Origin of the sequence: Streptomyces sp. NPDC102437 (assembly GCF_044765565.1) — a bacterium.
Taxonomy (GTDB): domain Bacteria; phylum Actinomycetota; class Actinomycetes; order Streptomycetales; family Streptomycetaceae; genus Streptomyces.
In genome coordinates this window covers 120589-137516 of the sequence record NZ_JBIWKI010000006.1, presented here as the reverse complement: position 1 = coordinate 137516, position 16928 = coordinate 120589, and the positions used below count along the sequence as shown (strand labels likewise).

General features: G+C 71.6%; 13 protein-coding genes. 8 read left to right on the top strand and 5 right to left on the bottom strand.

Annotated features, from left to right (window positions below; genetic code table 11):
• The first annotated feature begins 14 nt into the window (after positions 1-14).
• Complete coding sequence (locus ACIRJP_RS10320) at positions 15-821, top strand: thioesterase family protein (RefSeq protein ID WP_404170742.1); 807 nt, start codon at positions 15-17, stop codon at positions 819-821.
• A 153-nt stretch (positions 822-974) separates the two neighbouring features.
• Here ACIRJP_RS10320 and ACIRJP_RS10315 read toward each other — a convergent pair whose 3' ends face one another.
• Together ACIRJP_RS10315 and ACIRJP_RS10310 are read right to left on the bottom strand one after the other, a co-directional pair.
• Positions 975-1184: a hypothetical protein gene (locus tag ACIRJP_RS10315; RefSeq protein ID WP_404170740.1), complete on the bottom strand. Its 210-nt coding sequence runs from the start codon at positions 1182-1184 to the stop codon at positions 975-977.
• 220 nt (positions 1185-1404) lie between these two features.
• Positions 1405-4362: a BTAD domain-containing putative transcriptional regulator gene (locus ACIRJP_RS10310; RefSeq protein ID WP_404170738.1), complete on the bottom strand. Its 2958-nt coding sequence runs from the start codon at positions 4360-4362 to the stop codon at positions 1405-1407.
• Positions 4363-4624: 262 nt separating this feature from the next.
• Between ACIRJP_RS10310 and ACIRJP_RS10305 the strand changes: the two genes are divergently transcribed.
• Positions 4625-5857: an amidohydrolase family protein gene (locus ACIRJP_RS10305; RefSeq protein WP_351259274.1), complete on the top strand. Its 1233-nt coding sequence runs from the start codon at positions 4625-4627 to the stop codon at positions 5855-5857.
• Positions 5858-5964: 107 nt separating this feature from the next.
• Here the strand turns inward: ACIRJP_RS10305 and ACIRJP_RS10300 are convergent, their stop codons facing one another.
• Complete coding sequence (locus tag ACIRJP_RS10300) at positions 5965-6792, bottom strand: MerR family transcriptional regulator (protein WP_404170736.1); 828 nt, start codon at positions 6790-6792, stop codon at positions 5965-5967.
• Between the two features lie 238 nt (positions 6793-7030).
• Positions 7031-7234 carry a cold-shock protein gene (locus tag ACIRJP_RS10295; protein ID WP_003967102.1) on the bottom strand — a complete coding sequence of 68 codons (204 nt, stop codon included), beginning with the start codon at positions 7232-7234 and terminating at the stop codon, positions 7031-7033.
• Between the two features lie 363 nt (positions 7235-7597).
• Between ACIRJP_RS10295 and ACIRJP_RS10290 the strand changes: the two genes are divergently transcribed.
• From ACIRJP_RS10290 to ACIRJP_RS10275, 4 genes are all read left to right on the top strand, one after another.
• Entirely contained in the window at positions 7598-8476 is an 879-nt protein-coding gene (locus tag ACIRJP_RS10290) for a menaquinone biosynthetic enzyme MqnA/MqnD family protein (protein ID WP_404170733.1), read from the top strand.
• Between the two features lie 448 nt (positions 8477-8924).
• The gene (locus tag ACIRJP_RS10285; RefSeq protein WP_404170730.1) at positions 8925-10772 is read left to right on the top strand and encodes a serine/threonine-protein kinase; all 1848 of its coding nucleotides are present in this window, start codon (positions 8925-8927) and stop codon (positions 10770-10772) included.
• Between the two features lie 72 nt (positions 10773-10844).
• Positions 10845-12044 (top strand): cyclic dehypoxanthinyl futalosine synthase, encoded by a 1200-nt coding sequence (mqnC, locus tag ACIRJP_RS10280; RefSeq protein WP_266730534.1) that lies wholly within the window; start codon positions 10845-10847, stop codon positions 12042-12044.
• 7 nt (positions 12045-12051) lie between these two features.
• Positions 12052-12681, top strand: coding sequence for a hypothetical protein (locus ACIRJP_RS10275; protein WP_404170727.1), 630 nt, complete (start codon positions 12052-12054; stop codon positions 12679-12681).
• 22 nt (positions 12682-12703) lie between these two features.
• Here the strand turns inward: ACIRJP_RS10275 and ACIRJP_RS10270 are convergent, their stop codons facing one another.
• Positions 12704-13450, bottom strand: coding sequence for a DUF3152 domain-containing protein (locus ACIRJP_RS10270; protein ID WP_404170724.1), 747 nt, complete (start codon positions 13448-13450; stop codon positions 12704-12706).
• A gap of 138 nt (positions 13451-13588) precedes the next feature.
• On the opposite strand from ACIRJP_RS10270, the gene ACIRJP_RS10265 reads away from it, so the two are divergent.
• Positions 13589-14281: a demethylmenaquinone methyltransferase gene (locus ACIRJP_RS10265; RefSeq protein ID WP_404170721.1), complete on the top strand. Its 693-nt coding sequence runs from the start codon at positions 13589-13591 to the stop codon at positions 14279-14281.
• A gap of 121 nt (positions 14282-14402) precedes the next feature.
• Entirely contained in the window at positions 14403-16925 is a 2523-nt protein-coding gene (locus tag ACIRJP_RS10260) for a zinc-ribbon domain-containing protein (protein ID WP_404170718.1), read from the top strand.
• Positions 16926-16928: the final 3 nt, after the last annotated feature.

Genomic DNA, 16928 nt, shown 5'->3' with positions numbered 1-16928 from the left:
CGAGGAACGACACGTTGAACATCGGCAGCTACTACGAGCCCATCGACGAGCACCGCTACAAGCCCACCGCCCACGCGAGCGGTGCCTGGGACACCGACGAGCAGCACTTCAGCCCGCTCGGCGGCCTCATCGTCCACGCCATGGACCGTCACCTGGCCGCGCGCCCGGACAGCGGCCCGGACAGCGACCCGGACCGCCGGCCGGTCCTGTCCCGGATCAGTTTCGACATCCTCGGGCGGCTCGCCCTCGACGAGTGCGAGATCCGGGTCGAGACCCTCCGGCCCGGCCGCACCATCGAACTGATCGAAGCCGTCGCCCTGATCGCGGGCCGCCCCGTCGTCCGCGCCCGTGCCTGGCTCCTCGCCTCCGGCGACACCACCTCCGTCGCCGGCGGCCCCGCGGACCGGCTCACCCCTCCCCAGGCGCTCAAGTCCTGGCCCATGAGCGAGGTCTGGCCCGGCGGCTACATCGCCTCCCTCGACGTCCGCCCGCTCGCCGAACCGCAGCCGGGCCGTACGACCGCCTGGATCTCCACGCCCCTGGACCTCGTCGCCGGGCAGACCGCGAGCCCCCTCGCGTCCTACATCGCGCTCGTCGACACCGCCAACGGCATCGCCGTACGCGAGTCGCCCACCGCCTGGATGTTCCCCAACGTCGACCTGACCGTCCACCTTCACCGCCGGCCCGAGGGCCGCTGGACGGGACTGGACACCACGGTGACCTTCGGCCCCACCGGCCAGGGCGTCACCAGCACCGTCCTGCACGACGCCGACGGGCCGGTCGGCCACGCCCAGCAGATGCTCACCGTCCGGCCCCTGTGACCACCGGCCCTGCCTGGGGCGTCCAGCGCGTACGTGAACGCGGAGAGGGGCACGAGACGTTGGCTCGTGCCCCCTCTCCGCGTCCGCAGACATGCAGCGGCCGCGACGGCTCCCCCTCCGCGCCGCCGCGGCCGCTCCCCCGTCGAGTGACGCTCAGGCCGTCTCGGAACCCGCGTGGTTCTCCTGCGTCTTGAGGAGGTCCTTCGGCGTGCTGCCGGCGTGGTTCTCCAGGGTCGTGATGTCCTCGGTCACGCTGCCGGCGTGGTTCTCCAGCGGCTTGACGGTGCCTGCACCGCTGCCCGGGCTGCCGGCGTGGTTCTCCTGAGTGGTCGCACCTGTCTTCGGCTTCAATGCGTCGCTCATGCCTGTCAACTCCCAAAGTTCTTGCTTGCGTGGTCGGCGATGCCCGTCCGGCTGCTCCCCCGTGGGCTGCCGGACGGGCATATCAGGGCCGTTCACCCTAGCGGTGTGGTCCCCCGTACAACCCGCCTGCCCCCCGACACGACGGATCGATGGGCTTAAGACTGACGAGTGGTGATAAACGTTCGATGAACGCCGACGGCTCGCGGCCCGTCCCGGTGCGTCAGGCGGCACTGACCGGATTGAGGAGTGCCCGGACCTTGTCCGCCTCCACCGCTCCGAACTGCTCGTGGATGGCCAGTGCTTCGGTCCAGCATGCATGGGCCCGATCGATCTGACCGAGGCGTTCGAGGGCGTGTCCCAGGGTGATCAGAACGTTGCCTCGCATCCATTCGCCTCCGATGACCCGTAGGGCCAGGGCCTGCTCCGCGTGCTGGGCCGCCTGCGCGGGGCGTTTGTCAGCCAGGTGGGCCTCGGCGATACGGAAGTGGGTCGAGCCTTCCCAGAGTCGTTGCCGGTTGCCCCGGAACACGCGCAGCGCCTCGTCGAGCTCCTCCAGGGCGTCGGACGGCCTTCCGGCCTGAGTGAGCGCGATGCCCAGCGCGAAGCGGCCGTTGGCCGTGCGGAGGCTGAGTCCCATGCCGTCGAAGATGGCCGTGCCCTGCTGGGCGAGCTCGACCGCGCTGGCCGTGCGGTCCATGTTCACGTGGATGCGCGAGAGATTGCACAGCGCGGAGGCCTCGCCGACCAGGTTTCCGTCCGCGCGGTAGTTCTCTATCGCTGCCTGCAGGAACTTCTCGCCCTCTTCGTGCCTGCCCTGGTAGAACGCGATGATGCCGCGATCGTTGGGTGCCCAGCACGCGGGGATCGGGTCCTTGGTGCTCTCCGCCAGATCCATTGCGTGCCGCGCCTCCTCGTCGGCCAGCGTGAAACGGCCGGAGACGAGGTAGACGGTGGACAGCGAGGCGCGGGCTCGCGCCTCGGAGCGGGGGTCGGCGGCAGTCCGCGCCGCGTCACGCAGAGCCGCGGCGGTGGTCTCGTACTGGCGGGAGTTCGCGCCCGACTCGGCGAGGTCCTTTGCCGCGCAGAGCAGGTCGACGGCTCGCTGAAGCATTCCGTTCGACGCGCTCTGATGAGCGCAGGCGAGCAGCGAATTGGCCTCGCTGTACAGCCAGTCCACGGCCTGCGGCCCGTCCGTGAATTCGAGCCCCGGGTGCTCGGTGTCCACCAGGTGGGCAACAGCCCGGTCCCCCGGCCGCTCCAGCGCATACACCCCCGCCGCCGTCGCCAGGTAGAAGTCCAGCAGCCGCGACAGCGCCGACTCCCGTTCCTCCAGGGGCTCTTCGCCCCGCTCCGCGCAGGAACGCGCGTAGAGGCGCACCAGGTCGTGGAAGCGGTAGCGGCCGGGGGCCGCGGACTCCAGGAGGCTGGTGTCGACCAGGGCCTCCAGGAGGTCCTCCGCGGCGTGCACGTCCAGGTTCAGTACGGCGGCCGCGGCGGCCAGGGAGATGTCGGGGCCGTCCGCCAGGCCGAGAAGGCGGAAGGCGCGGGCCTGGGCGGGCTCCAGCTGGCCGTAGCCGAGTTCGAAGGTGGCCTTCACCGCGAGGTCGCCGGCCTGGAGCTCGTCCAGGCGGCGGCGTTCGTCGGCGAGCTTGGCGGCCAGGACGGAGACCGTCCAGGTGCGGCGGGAGGCCAGGCGGGAGGCGGCGATGCGGATGGCCAGGGGGAGGAAACCGCAGGCGGCGACCACGTCGAGGGCGGCGTCGCGCTCGGCGTTGATCCGCTCCTCGCCCACGATGCGGGTGAAGAGCTGGAGCGCCTCCTCGGGGGACATCACGTCCAGGTCGACGAGGTGGGCGCCGGCCAGGTCGACCATGCGGACGCGGCTGGTGACCAGGGCCGCGCAGCCCGCGGTGCCGGGAAGGAGGGGGCGGATCTGGGCCGCGTCGTGGGCGTTGTCGAGGAGGACCAGTATGCGGCGGCCGTCCAGCGTGGACCGGTACAGCGCGGCGCGCTCGTCCACGGAGTCCGGGATCGCCGAGTCCGCCGTGCCCAGGGCGCGCAGGAACGCGCCGAGGACCGTCTCCGGCTCCGCCGCCCGTGCGCCCGCGCCCTGGAGGTCCACGTACAGCTGGCCGTCCGGGAAGTGCTGGCGGGCCTGGTGGGCGACGTGCACGGCGAGGGTGGTCTTGCCGACGCCGCCGATGCCGGCCAGCGCCGAGACCGCCATCACCGAACCCTCGGCGGTCGCCAGCCGGTCGCCCAGTTCGCGTACGAAGGAGGCGCGGCCGGTGAAGTCCGGGACGGTGGCCGGAAGCTGGGCGGGGCGCACCGGAGCCGGGGCGGGAGCAGGTTCGTCCGCGGGGCGGGCGAGTTCCTCGTCGGCCTGCAGGATGCGCTGCTGGAGCTGGGCGAGCGCGGGACGCGGGTCGACGCCCAGTTCGTCGGCGAGCAGCCTGCGGGTGTCGGCGTAGACGGCCAGCGCCTCGGCCTGACGGCCACTGCGGTACAGGGCGACCATCAGGAGCTCGCGCAGCCGCTCCCGCAGCGGGTGCGCGGCCGTGAGCGCGGTGAGCTCGGAGACCGCCTCCGCGTGGCAGCCGACCTCGAGGTCCAGGTCCAGGCGGGTCTCGGTGAGCTGGAGCCGCCACTCCTCCAGACGGGCGCGCTGGTTCTCGGCGTACGGTCCGGGCACGGAGGCCAGCGCCTCGCCGTCCCACAGCCCGAGCGCCTTCCCGAGCAGGGCCCGGGCCTGGCCGCGGTCGCCGGACGCACGCGCCTTGTCCGCGTCGGCCGCCAGCTCCTGGGCCACCGTCACGTCGAGGGCGTCGGGGCCGGTCCGGATCGCGTACCCGCCGGCGTCGCTGACCAGCGTCCGGGGGTCGAGGACCTTGCGGAGCCGGGAGGCGTACGTACGTATGGTGGCGAGCGCCTGGGAGGGCGGCTCGTCGCCCCAGATGGCGTCGATGAGCTCCGAGGCGGTGGCGGTGCGGCCGCCGCGCAGCAGGAGTGCCGCCAGCAGGGCGCGCTGCTGCGGCGAACCGGACGACAGGGCTTCGCCGTCCCGCCAGGCCCGCACCGGGCCGAGCACGGAGAAGCGCAGATCGATGCCGCCCGCCGACCGCTGTTGTGGAGCTCGTTGCTCCGGAACACGCACGTGTGGCCCGCTGTCACGGTCCATTGCTACCCCCTGTCCTGCTCGACCCGCCTGTGCTGCCCATCGTGCTTGATGCTGTCCGCCTGGATTGCCCGCCCGTGTGCCGGTCCAGGGCGGGTGGATTCGGATTGCTCGCTACCGCTGGTATCGCGCTCAACAGTCTGCCTTGTCTTGGGTGGCACGTCAGCAGTGGGTGACGCTCTGCACAAGGCCTCGACAACGATTACCGAACAGGGTCGGGTCCGAGGAGCTGACGGTTCGTCAGATCGACGCTACGGTGGTATGCATGGAGACCTTCCCGAAGATCATCTCGGTGGACGACCACACGGTGGAGCCCGCTCATGTCTGGCGGGACCGGCTCCCGTCCAAGTACCTCGACCGCGGCCCGCGGATCGTCCGCGCACCGCTCAAGGAAATGACCTTCATGGGCGGGAAATTCGCGCCCGTGATGGGTGCGAAGGGTGACGACGGGCCGATCGGCGACTGGTGGGTGTACGAGGATCTGCACCGTCCGCTCACCCGGCTCGACACCGCGGTCGGCTACGACCGGGACGAGATCAAGCTGGAGATCATCACCTACGAGCAGATGCGTCCGGGTTCGTTCTCGGTTCCCGAGCGGCTCGCCGACATGGACGTCAACCACGTCCAGTCCGCGCTCTGCTTCCCCACCTTCCCGCGCTTCTGCGGCCAGACCTTCACCGAAGCGAAGGATCGCGAACTGGGGCTGCTCGGAGTGCGCGCGTACAACGACTGGATGGTCGAGGAGTGGTGCGGGCCCGAGGCGCACGGCCGGCTCATCCCACTCACGCTGATTCCGCTCTGGGACGCGGAGCTGGCCGCGGCCGAGGTGCGGCGCAACGCGGCGCGCGGCGTGCGCGCGGTGGCGTTCTCCGAAATACCCCCGCACCTCGGACTGCCGTCGATTCACACGGATGAGTGGGATCCCTTCCTGCGCGCCTGTGACGAGACCGGGACGGTGATCGCGATGCACATCGGCTCGTCCTCGAAGATGCCGTCCACCTCGGCGGACGCCCCGCCCGCTGTCGGCTCCACCATCACCTTCGCCAACTGCTGCTTCTCGATGGTCGACTGGCTGATGAGCGGCAAGTTCGAAAGGTTCCCGAACCTCCGGATCATGTACGCGGAGGGTCAGATCGGCTGGATCCCGTACATCCTGGAACGTGCCGACGTGGTCTGGGAGGAGAACCGGGCCTGGGGCGGCGTCGCCGACAAGGTCCACCGCCCGCCGTCGGAGCTGTTCGCCGACCATGTCTTCGGCTGCTTCTTCGACGACGCCTTCGGGCTGAAGAACCTGGACTCGATCGGTGTGGGGAACGTCCTGTACGAGACGGACTACCCGCACTCCGACTCCACCTGGCCCAAGTCGCGCGAGGTCGGCGAGGCGCAGATGGGGCATCTGGACGCGGATGTGGTGGACCGGATCGTGCGGCGCAACGCGATCGACCTGCTGGGGCTGACGGACGACGGGCTGTGGGCGGGGCCCGGCGGCGGGCACTAGGCCTGTCCGGCGGATCAGGGTCGGTCAGAACCGAGGGGTGGAAAGGAACGTGACACTTCGGGTGCCGAGTGTCACGTTCCTTTCCCGCCAGAGGTATCCGGAGCGGGTCAGAGCTTGATGACCGGCTCCTGGAGCTCCGTCACCCACTGGTCCCGGTCCTCGGGGCACTCCAGGTTGATCTCCCGGGCGTACCCCGCGGACCGGTAGCCGTTGGCGTCGATCCAGCGGGCCAGGGTCTGGGACGTCGGCAGGACGCCGTCCATCGAACCCCGGTGGACGATGGTCGCCGCCTCGAACGGGGGCAGCTCGACCACCGTGACCCCGGTGCCGCCCAGCGGGCCCACCGGCGCGGAAACCGTGACCCCCGCGTGGACGACGATTGCGCCGCCGCCCTCCGGGGCGTCCTCGTAGTACGCGATCCCGGGACCGCTCGGAGCGACGCCGGCCTCTCCCAGCAGCGGGAACAGCCGGTCGTACAGCGGAACGATCACCGGAGTGATGTGCTCCGGCTCGTAGCCGGACGCGGTGCCGGTCAGCTCGGCGACCCGTACCGCGGCAACACTTTTGACGACGACATCGTCCACGGACATGCTTCCCTCGCTCTCGATCGACCGGAGCCTCGCCTCGATCTGCGTCAGCCGTGCGGCCGCCGCCCTCATGGCCTCCTCCAGCTCCGCCCGGCGCAGCCGCAGCATCCCGCGCAGCTCCTCCGGCCCCACCTGCTCGTCGAGGATGGCCCGCACCTGCTGGAGCGTGAAGCCGAGATCCTTCAGAGCGATGACGCGGTTGAGGCGGGCGAGTTGGGCGGCGCCGTAGAAGCGGTAGCCGGTGGCGGGGTCGGTGCGGTCGGGGCGCAGCAGCCCGATGGCGTCGTAGTGACGCAGCATCCGGGTCGACACCCGTCCGTACCTGGCGAAGTCTCCGATGGTGAACATGATGTGTCCCAGCCCACCGCTTCACACGGTGTCAAGGTCAAGCGCCGCCGCCCGGGGCCCGGCACCGGAAGGGCCGGAAGGAGAAGAACGCGAAGACGAACGGGAAGGCGAAGGAGAAGGAAGAGGGATAGGGGACGAGAAAGGGATGGGAAAAGGCAGGAGCCCCGTTCCCCGCCGAAGCGGAGGAGCGGGGCTCCTTGGGTACTACTAGCCGGCCGCGATCGGCCGACCCGGGCAACTAGGCCGGGGTGACGTTCTCAGCCTGCGGACCCTTGGGTCCCTGAGTGACGTCGAAGTTCACGACCTGGTTCTCCTCGAGGGAGCGGAACCCGGACGCGTTGATCGCGGAGTAGTGGACGAAGACATCCGGGCCGCCGCCGTCCTGGGCGATGAAGCCGAAGCCCTTTTCAGCGTTGAACCACTTGACGGTTCCGGTAGCCATAAGCCCTCCTTGGGCCAAAGGGTTGCCCTGCTCCAGAACCTGCAAAGAAGTCTGAAAACTACAAAAGCCTGCGGGTTACATGCTCCGCAGGCTCTGTACTGCAAGGGAAACCAAACTGCAACTTGCGTCGAGCCTAGCACGCAGCGTGTATCGAAGGGTAGAGGGAAAGATCACTTCACTCGGATGTTTGATTGCAGTGCCGACGAGCTGACGAAGTGGGGCTGCGAGAGGGTGTCGCGGGGGTGACTTCCGGGGGTTCGGAGGGTGCCTCCGGAGCTCCGGAGGGCGCTCCCGGGGGCGAGTTCGGGTGTGCCCCGCGCCCCCGGTGCCGTCCGGATCGCGCCACGGGTCTAGCCTCGCGATGTGGACAATTCAACCGTCTCAACCGTCGCAGGCGACGACCGTCGCAGCAGGCCGCGCGTCGGCCACATCCAGTTCCTGAACTGCCTTCCCCTGTACTGGGGGCTGGCACGCACCGGGACCCTGCTCGACCTGGAGCTCTCGAAGGACACCCCGGAGAAGCTCAGTGAGCAGCTGATCAGGGGCGATCTGGACATCGGCCCCGTCACGCTGGTCGAGTACCTGCGCAACGCCGACGACCTGGTCGCCTTCCCCGACATCGCGGTGGGCTGCGACGGGCCTGTCATGTCGTGCGTGATCGTGTCCCAGGTCCCGCTGGACCAGCTCGACCGGGCCAGGGTGGCCCTCGGCTCGACCTCGCGCACCTCCGTCCGTCTGGCCCAGTTGCTGCTCGCCGAGCGGTACGGGGTCAGCCCGGACTACTACACCTGCCCGCCGGACCTCGGCCTGATGATGCAGGAGGCGGATGCCGCCGTGCTGATCGGCGACGCCGCGCTGCGCGCCAACCTGCACGACGCGCCCCGGCTCGGCCTCCAGGTCCACGACCTGGGGCAGATGTGGAAGGAATGGACCGGGCTGCCGTTCGTCTTCGCGATCTGGGCGGCCCGCAAGGACTACCTGGCGGCCGAACCCGACCAGGTGGGAAAGGTGCACGAGGCGTTCCTGGCCTCCCGGGACCTCTCCCTGGAGGAGGTCACCAAGGTCGCGGAGCAGGCGGCGCGCTGGGAGGCCTTCGACTCGGAGGTGCTGGAGCGGTACTTCACGACCCTGGACTTCCGCTTCGGCCCGGACCAGCTGGCGGGCGTGCAGGAGTTCGCGCGCCGGGTCGGTCCGACGACCGGCTTCCCGGCGGACGTGAAGGTCGAGCTGCTCGGCGGCTGAGGCGGGCCGGAAGCGGGGCGCGGCGCGGGGACGCGAGTACGGGGGAGCGGGTACGGGAGTAAGGAGCGCGGGGCGTGCGCCTCGCGCGGGAATCCCCGGGGTATAGGTGAATCCCGAACCTTTCGTGGTCGCTTATCCCTTCCCGCGACCTCTCCCGCCGCTTCCCGCCGCTTCTCCCTATGTCCTTCTGCATGTCCTTCTGCCGGTACGGCCTCGATTCGGGTTAATACGCGTCGAATAGCCGATTCCCGGACGGTGCCCGCCGAGTGTCCCGGCCGGTCCCGGAATCGCTCGGGTGAACGACGCATTCACGCCTTTTGTTGTGTCGAAAGCAGTTGTTCGTTCCCTTGGGGGTGAAATAGGCGGATGGTTTCCTCTGTGACCCGATGACCTTCGCCCCCTAGGCTTCGGTCGGAGGTCAGGCCGGGTCCACAGGGGGAGTGTCCATATGCAGCCGCTGGAAACCGGCGAACCGCTGACCATCGGTTCCTACCGATTGCTCGGCAGGCTCGGTGCGGGCGGTATGGGCCGGGTCTATCTGGGGCGCAGCGCGGGCGGACGCACCGTCGCGGTCAAGGTCGTGCATCCCCATTTCGCGCTGGACGAGCAGTTCCGCGCGCGCTTCCGGCGTGAGGTGGACGCGGCCCGGCGGATCGGTGCGCAGTGGACGGCCCCGGTGCTGGACGCAGACCCGGACGCCCCCATTCCGTGGGTCGCCACCGGCTACGTGGCCGGCCCCCCGCTCTCCGCCGCGGTCCCCGAGCACGGCCCGCTGCCCGAGAACGCGGTGCGGACGCTGGGTGCCGGGCTCGGGGAGGCGCTGGCGGCGGTGCACGGGCAGGGCCTCATCCACCGTGATGTGAAGCCGTCCAACGTACTGCTGGCCCTGGACGGCCCCCGGCTGATCGACTTCGGCATCGCCCACGCCATCGGCGCCACCGCCTCGCTCACCTCCACCGGCGTCTCGGTCGGCTCGCCCGGCTACATGGCGCCGGAGCAGATCCGGGGCGTCGACATCTCGGGCGCCGCCGATGTCTTCTCGCTCGGCGCGGTGCTCGCGTACGCGGCGACCGGCACCGCCCCCTTCCTCGGCGACTCCTCCGCCGTACTCCTCTACAAGGTGGTGCACGAGGAGCCCGAGCTGGGGGAGTTGGAGGGGGATCTGCGGGAGGTCATCGCCGGGTGCCTGGAGAAGGAGCCCGAGGACCGGCCCACACCCGTGGAACTGGCCCGGCGGCTGGCGCCGGGCGGGGCCGCCGCGCTGGTGGCGGCCGGCTGGCTGCCCGGACCGTTGGTGCGCGAGGTCAGCCGGGCGGCGGTCGCGCTGCTGGACCTGGAGCCGCAGGACACGCCGGTGCAGTCGGGGCCGGTGCCGTTCAGCGGCGCGGCGTGGGGTGCGGACGGCGCCGATGGCACGAGCGGGGCGAACGGGGTCAGGGGCGTGGGCGGCGGGTTCGGTTCGCCGGCCGAGCCCTTCCCCACGCACGACCCGACCCGGCTGTCCCATCCGGGCGTACTGCCCTCGTGGCCCGCGGCCGCGGGCACGGCCGGGCCGGCCAGGGCGGCGGGGGTCCCCGGACAGTCGCCGCGGACCGGTGACTCCGGGCTGCCCGGCCAACGTACGGCCGACCCCCGTTTCTCCGTCACCGTCAGCGCGGACTCCTCCCCGGCCCGGCCGGACGCGAACAGTGGCCGGCGGCTCAGCTGCACCGTCGCCCTCGCGGTGGCGGGTGCGCTGGCCGCCGTGACCGTGGGCAGCGCGTTCCTCTTCGACCTGATGCCGGGCGGCGGAGGGAAGAACAGCGCCGAGCACGGCAACGTCGGCGGCACCCCGACCGCCGCCACCCCGCCCGCCGCCACCCCGTCCGACGGGCCGTCGCAGCCGACGGGCTCGGGCGATGGGAGCCCGGAGCAGATCACCGGACTCCCGAAGGAGTTCATCGGCACCTGGCGGGGCCCGGTCACCGAGAAGACCACCGGGCAGCCGCACGGCACGCTCACCGCCGTCTTCACCGCGGGAAAGAAGGGCACGGACGTGGTCCGGATGAACACCGAGCTCACCAGCCTCGGCGTCACCGTCAGCTGCAACAGCGTCGCCAGCCTCACCTCCGGCACCGCCGAGGAGCTGACGCTCCACGAGCGCGTCGACCCGGACCGCCCCAGCACCCCGGCCCTGTGCACCTCCACCACCACCGACGTCCACTTCACCCTGGCCGCCGACGGCACCCTGCGCTTCCGGTCCGAGGAACGGGCCGCGGGCCTGCCGTACGGAACGCTGAGCCGGTCCGGCGGCTGACCCCGCAAGGGGCTGGCGTACGCTGAACCGGTCCGTAGATCCGTTGAAAAACCGCCGAAAGGTGACAGCCCGGTGACCGAGAAGGCCGACCTCCAGCCCATCCTCGACCGAGCCGCCGAGGGCGGTCGGATCTCCCCGGAGGAGGCGCTCGACCTCTACCGCTCGGCGCCGCTGCACGCGCTGGGCGCGGCCGCCGACGCCGTACGCCGCCGCCGTTACGCCGGTACGGAGCACATCGCGACGTACATCATCGAGCGCAACATCAACTACACGAACGTCTGTGTCACGGCCTGCAAGTTCTGCGCCTTCTACGCCGCGCCGAAGGATACCGCCAAGGGCTGGTCCCGCGACCTCGACGACATCCTGCGCCGCTGCGCGGAGACCGTCGAACTCGGCGGTACGCAGATCATGTTCCAGGGCGGGCACCACCCGGACTACGGCGTCGAGTACTACGAGGAGCACTTCTCCGCGATCAAGAAGGCGTTCCCGCAGCTGGTCATCCACTCGCTGGGCGCCTCCGAGGTCGAGCACATGGCCCGGATCTCCAAGGTCTCCGTCGAGGAAGCCATCCAGCGCATCCACGCCGCCGGTCTCGACTCCTTCGCGGGGGCCGGCGCCGAGCTGCTGCCGGCCCGTCCGCGCACCGCGATCGCCCCGCTCAAGGAGTCCGGCGAGCGCTGGCTGGAGATCATGGAGATCGCCCACCGCCTCGGTGTCGAGTCCACCTCCACCATGCTGATGGGCACCGGCGAGACCAACGCCGAGCGCATCGAGCACCTGCGGATGATCCGCGACGTACAGGACCGGACGGGCGGCTTCCGTGCGTTCATCCCGTACACGTACCAGCCGGAGAACAACAAGCTGAAGGGCCAGACGCAGGCCACGCTCTTCGAGTACCTGCGGATGATCGCCATCGCCCGGATCTTCCTCGACAACGTCGCCCACATCCAGGGCTCCTGGCTGACCACCGGCAAGGAGGTCGGCCAGCTGTCGCTGCACTACGGCGCCGACGACCTCGGCTCGATCATGCTGGAGGAGAACGTCGTCTCCTCGGCGGGTGCCAAGCACCGCTCCAACCGCCTGGAGATCATCGACCTGATCCGCAAGGCGGACCGGGTGCCGGCCCAGCGCGCCACCACGTACGAGCACCTCGTCGTCCACGACGACCCGGCGAACGACCCGGTCGACGAGCGCGTCGTCTCGCACATCTCGTCCACGGCGATCGAGGGCGGCACGGCCCACCCGGAGCTGAAGCTCCTCAACGCCAACTGAGCCCGTCTTGCTGACGGTTCACACCGCCGACGCGGTGCACGGCGCCCCCGACGGGGCGGACTCCGTGGCCGTGGACGGCGGCGTGGTCGTCGCCGTCGGCGCGTACGAGGAGCTGACCGCCGCCCGTCCGCAGGCCCGGATCCGGCGGTGGTCCGGGCTGATCACCCCCGGCCTGCTGAACGCGGCGGCCCCGGCGCTGCTGGAGGCCGCCTACCACCCGGACCCGCGCGAGGCCGACGAACTGGGCACCGAACCCCTCACCGGCGACGCGCTCACCGCACTCGGCATGGACGACGCCCGCTGGGGCGCGAGTGCCCGGCGCGGCCTGCAACGGATGCTGCGGCACGGCACGACCGCCGTCCGGGGCCCGTTCACCCGCCCCGCCGTGCGCACCGCGGTCGCCCGCTCGGGTATGCGCGTCCACGCCCCCGGCCCGGTACCGGGACGAGACGTGTCGCTCGACCCGCTTGCCTCGGTGGCGGAGCCGGGCGAGGCGTTCGCGACGGCGCTGACCGTCGGCGGGCCCGCGGACCTGGCGGTGTTCGGGGTGGCGGGCCTGGCGGCGCTGCGGGCCGAGGGTGCGGGGAGCTGCGTGGCGACGGTGCTCGGCGGCCGGCTGGTCTTCCGCCGCAGCTGACACGTACGCGCGGCGGGCCGGCTCACGGCACCTGCGGGCCGCCCAGATAGCGGCCCTTCGCGTCGTACGGCCAGGCGTTGGCGACGCACCCCTTCAGCCCGTAGATCTGCTGCATCATCGCGGGGGCGGGGCGGCCCTTGCCCGGACAGGTCTCGTGGCCGTGGCCCAGCCAGTGGCCGACCTCGTGGTTGATGATCAGGGCCCGGTACTCGGCGAGCGGGCCGTGGAACTCGGGCGATCCCCGCTGCCAGCGCTTGAGGTTGACCATCACGTCGGCGCCGACCCGGCAGTTGACCTCGCCGTGGGTGTCGAGGCCGCCCTTCCGGCAGATCGCGTCGGTGGTCGCGGGGGTGGCGATCCGGACGACGAGTCCGGCCGGCCCGTCGGAGACCCGGCGGAAGGTGTGCTCGCCGTGGTGCGACCATCCCCGTGGTGCGGCCAGGATGCGGGCGATCTCGGCGGCGGCCCGGTCCGGATCGACGCCCGAACCGCCCTCCACCTCGACCCGGTACGCCAGACCGCTGTCCCCGCCCGCGCCCCCGCTCCTGCCGGTGTCCTGGGCGCGGGCGACGGTGAACTTCCCGGTGCCCGCCGAACTCCCCGACGCGGACGGCCCGGACGACGCGGGCGGCCCGGCCGGCTGCTCCTCGGCGCCGGTGCTCCACCGCGGCCCCAGCACGGCGGCGGCGCAGATCAGTGCCGCCGGAACGACCACGGCGGCGGACAGGCGTCTTCGGCTGCTTTCGGGCCCTGCTCCTCGTGCGGACATCTGGGCTCCCCCCTGGATCCCGGCGGCTCGGTGCCCCCACTTGTACTGACCACCGATCGAACCGATTGGTTCAGTCCACTCGGGTAACGACTCGCGACCGGCGCGGAGCGGCGCGGACCGGGCTGCTTGAATGGACGGGTGACCCGAGCATCCCTGGACAAGCAGCCGCACGAAGTCGCCTCGATGTTCGACGGCGTGGCGGCCAACTACGACCTCACCAACGATGTGCTGTCGCTCGGCCAGGCCCGGCTGTGGCGCAAGGAGGTCGCGAAGGCGGTGCACGCCCGGCCCGCGGAGAAGATCCTCGACCTGGCCGCGGGCACGGCTACGTCCTCGCTGCCGTTCGCCGCCACCGGCGCGTACGTCGTGCCGTGCGACTTCTCCCTCGGCATGCTCCAGGAGGGCAAGAAGCGCAACTCCTGGCTGCCCTTCACCGCGGGCGATGCCACCCGGCTGCCGTTCCGCGACGAGAGCTTCGACGCGGTGACGATCTCCTTCGGGCTGCGCAACGTCCAGGACACGGACGCGGCGCTGCGCGAGCTGTACCGGGTGACCAAGCCGGGCGGCCGGGTGGTGATCTGCGAGTTCTCGCAGCCGACCTGGGCGCCGTTCCGCACGGTCTACACCGAGTATTTGATGCGGGCGCTGCCGCCGGTCGCGCGTGCGGTGTCGTCCAACCCCGACGCGTACGTCTACCTCGCCGAGTCCATCCGCGCCTGGCCCGATCAGCCGGGCCTCGCGGCCGCGCTCCAGCGGGCCGGCTGGTCGAAGGTCGCCTGGCGCGACCTCACCGGCGGTGTGGTGGCGCTGCACCGGGGCGTGCGCCCCTGAGGCAACGGTTCGGCGACTTCCGCCGACGGGAACCGGGCGATGGGGAAGATGTGTCCGTTGAAGCACACATGTCTTCCCCGACATCGTCGTCCCCCTCCCCGTTCCCGTTGCCGGAGTCCGCATGCCGCTGTACTGCCCCTTCTGTGGAACACAGGCCCCGGACGGGGCGCGCTTCTGTATGAAGTGCGGGCGCGAGCGCCCGACGGCTGCCGATACGGCACCGGCCGCCACGCCCTCGATGCCGGAAGCGCCGCCCCGGCCCGAACCGTTCGGGCCGCCGCCCCACCAGCCCCCGCCGCCCGGTCACACGCCGCTGCAGGCCGCTCCGCCGCCGCCGGGTCCGCCGGTTCCCTCGCCCCTCGGCGCCTTCTTCGGCCGGACCTTCCGGGGCGACTGGGCGGATTCGGTGAAGGCGGCCGCCTGGCCCACCGGACTGATCCTGGCCCTCGCGGTGGCGCTCGCCATCCCCTCGTACGGGCAGGGCGACGATGTCGTCGTCGGCTGGGGCGACCGGCTGCGGATCGCGCTGGCGATGCTGCTCCAGGCGTTCGGCGGCGGCTTCGAACTGCGGCCCACCGGCCCGGTCGGCGGCAACGGCAGCGATTTCGAGGCCGGGTGGTACGACCTCGAAGAAGGCATGTCGCAGGGCGGCGCCTCGCTCTCGGTCGTCCCGCTGACCGTCACCGTGCTGTGGGTGGGCGCACTGATCCTGGGCGCCCGCAGGACCCGTGCGCAGGGCAGCGGTCTTGAGGCGGCGGTACGGATCGGCCTGGTGGCCTCCGCCGCCGTCCTGGTCCTCGGGCTGTTCGCCCAGCCCGATGTCCAGGGGGTATCGGTCTCTTCGGCGCCGCTCCTGGCCACGCTCGGGGCGCTGGTCATCTCGCTGCTCGTCACGGGCGGCGTACTCCAGCGCGACGCCGCGGCACAGTGGCTGGCCGCGCGCCCGGGGGCGCTCACCACGGTCCGGGCGGTGGGGACGGCGGTACGGGCGCTGGGCGCCGTAGTCCTCCTCTGCGGCCTGATCGGGTACATCGCGTACGCCAACGCCGACGACGTGGACGGCACGGCCATGCTGCTCGTGCTGCCGCTGCTGCCGAACATCGGCCTGGCGGTGCTCGGGCTGAGCTGGGGCGCCCCGGTCGAGTACGACGTCCGCGGGCAGGTGAGCTTCTTCGGCTCGGGCACGGAGCACGGCAGCGTCGGGCTGTCCGAACTGGGCGAGGCAGTGAACGGCTGGGCGGTGACCGGCGCGCTGGCCACCGGTGTCGTCTGTGCGCTGACCGTGGGGGTATGGGCCGCGCGACGCTCGGCGGACCGGCGTGAACAGGCCACCGCGGGCGCGCTGTTCCTGGCGATGTTCCTGGTGCTGAGCGGCGTCGGCGGGGTGTCCGTGAAGCTGGCGGGCGGCTTCGGGGACATGGGCGGCCAGGGCACGGGGGAGCTGGCGACGAGTGTGTCGGACGCGCTGCTGTTCGGGCTGTTGTGGGTGGGCGGCGCGGTGCTTGTGGCGCCCCATCTGCTGCGGCTGACGGGGCGGGGCACGCCGGTCGCGCCGCAGGTGCCGATGCCGATGCCGGGGGCGACGCCGATGTCGATGCCGGCGCCGCCGCTGCCCGGCGTGGCTCCGGACAACCCGACCACGGTGGTCCCGGTGATGCCGAATCCGACCCCGGTTCCGGCTTCGACCCTGGCTCCGCCTTCGGCTCCGACTCCGACCCCGGCTCCGGCTCCGGCTCCGACTCCGACCCCGGCTCCGACTGCGTACGACCCGCAGACCGTCGGGCTCTCCGCCGCGCCGACCACGCCCGCCGCGCCCGCCGCGCCCGCCGCGCCGGATCCGTACGACCCGCAGACCGTCGGGCTCTCCGCCGCGCCGACCACGCCCACCACCCCCACGCCCGTGGTCTCGCCCGCCTCCCCGCCCGACTCCCGCAAGCGCGCCGCCCTCATCTGGACCGGCACCCTCGTCGCGGCGTTGCTCGTCGGCGGCGGCGCGACGGCGGGAGTGCTGGCCCTTACGGACCGCGGGGGCGGGGCCGGAACCGTCGAGGACGGCAGGCCCACCGCCCGGGCCCGGAGCAGTCAGTCACCCTCGGCCGAGCCGTCGCAGCAGCAGACCCCCTCCGCCGACCCGGCCCCCACCGCCTCCGCCGTCTCCACGACCCCCGACGCGACCCCCTCCGCCCCGACCGTCCCCGAGGGCTTCCGGCTCGTCTCCGACACCGCAGGGTTCTCCTTCGCCGTCCCCACGGTCTGGGACCGGCGGAGCGAGAAGAACAACCAGATCACCTACGCGGGTTCCACCGGACGGGCCGAGCTCAAGGTCGGCGTCATCCACAATGCCCCGTACAGCTCGTACGACAACTTCACGACGCTGGAGCGGACCGCCGACGCCAACCAGAAGAACTACCGCCGCATCGGGCTGACGGCCAACACCTTCCAGGGGCGGCCCGGCGCGATCTGGGAGTACACCTACGAGGACCGGGAGAGCGGCGAGACGATCCACGCGATCGACCAGAGCTACATCGCTGACGACGGCACCGAGTACGCCATCTACACCACCGAACGCGACACCGAATGGCCCGGCGCCCGGCGGATCTTCGACACCGCCCTGTCCACCTGGATGCTCAACGACATCGACTGACGC

Bases quoted from the DNA above. Each gene is read 5' to 3' on its own strand.
- ACIRJP_RS10315 (WP_404170740.1), bottom strand. From the start codon at position 1,184: ATGAGCGACGCATTGAAGCCGAAGACAGGTGCGACCACTCAGGAGAAC.
- ACIRJP_RS10310 (WP_404170738.1), bottom strand. From the start codon at position 4,362: ATGGACCGTGACAGCGGGCCACACGTGCGTGTTCCGGAGCAACGAGCT.
- ACIRJP_RS10305 (WP_351259274.1), top strand. From the start codon at position 4,625: ATGGAGACCTTCCCGAAGATCATCTCGGTGGACGACCACACGGTGGAG.
- ACIRJP_RS10300 (WP_404170736.1), bottom strand. From the start codon at position 6,792: ATGTTCACCATCGGAGACTTCGCCAGGTACGGACGGGTGTCGACCCGG.
- ACIRJP_RS10295 (WP_003967102.1), bottom strand. From the start codon at position 7,234: ATGGCTACCGGAACCGTCAAGTGGTTCAACGCTGAAAAGGGCTTCGGC.
- ACIRJP_RS10285 (WP_404170730.1), top strand. From the start codon at position 8,925: ATGCAGCCGCTGGAAACCGGCGAACCGCTGACCATCGGTTCCTACCGA.
- ACIRJP_RS10270 (WP_404170724.1), bottom strand. From the start codon at position 13,450: ATGTCCGCACGAGGAGCAGGGCCCGAAAGCAGCCGAAGACGCCTGTCC.
- ACIRJP_RS10260 (WP_404170718.1), top strand. From the start codon at position 14,403: ATGCCGCTGTACTGCCCCTTCTGTGGAACACAGGCCCCGGACGGGGCG.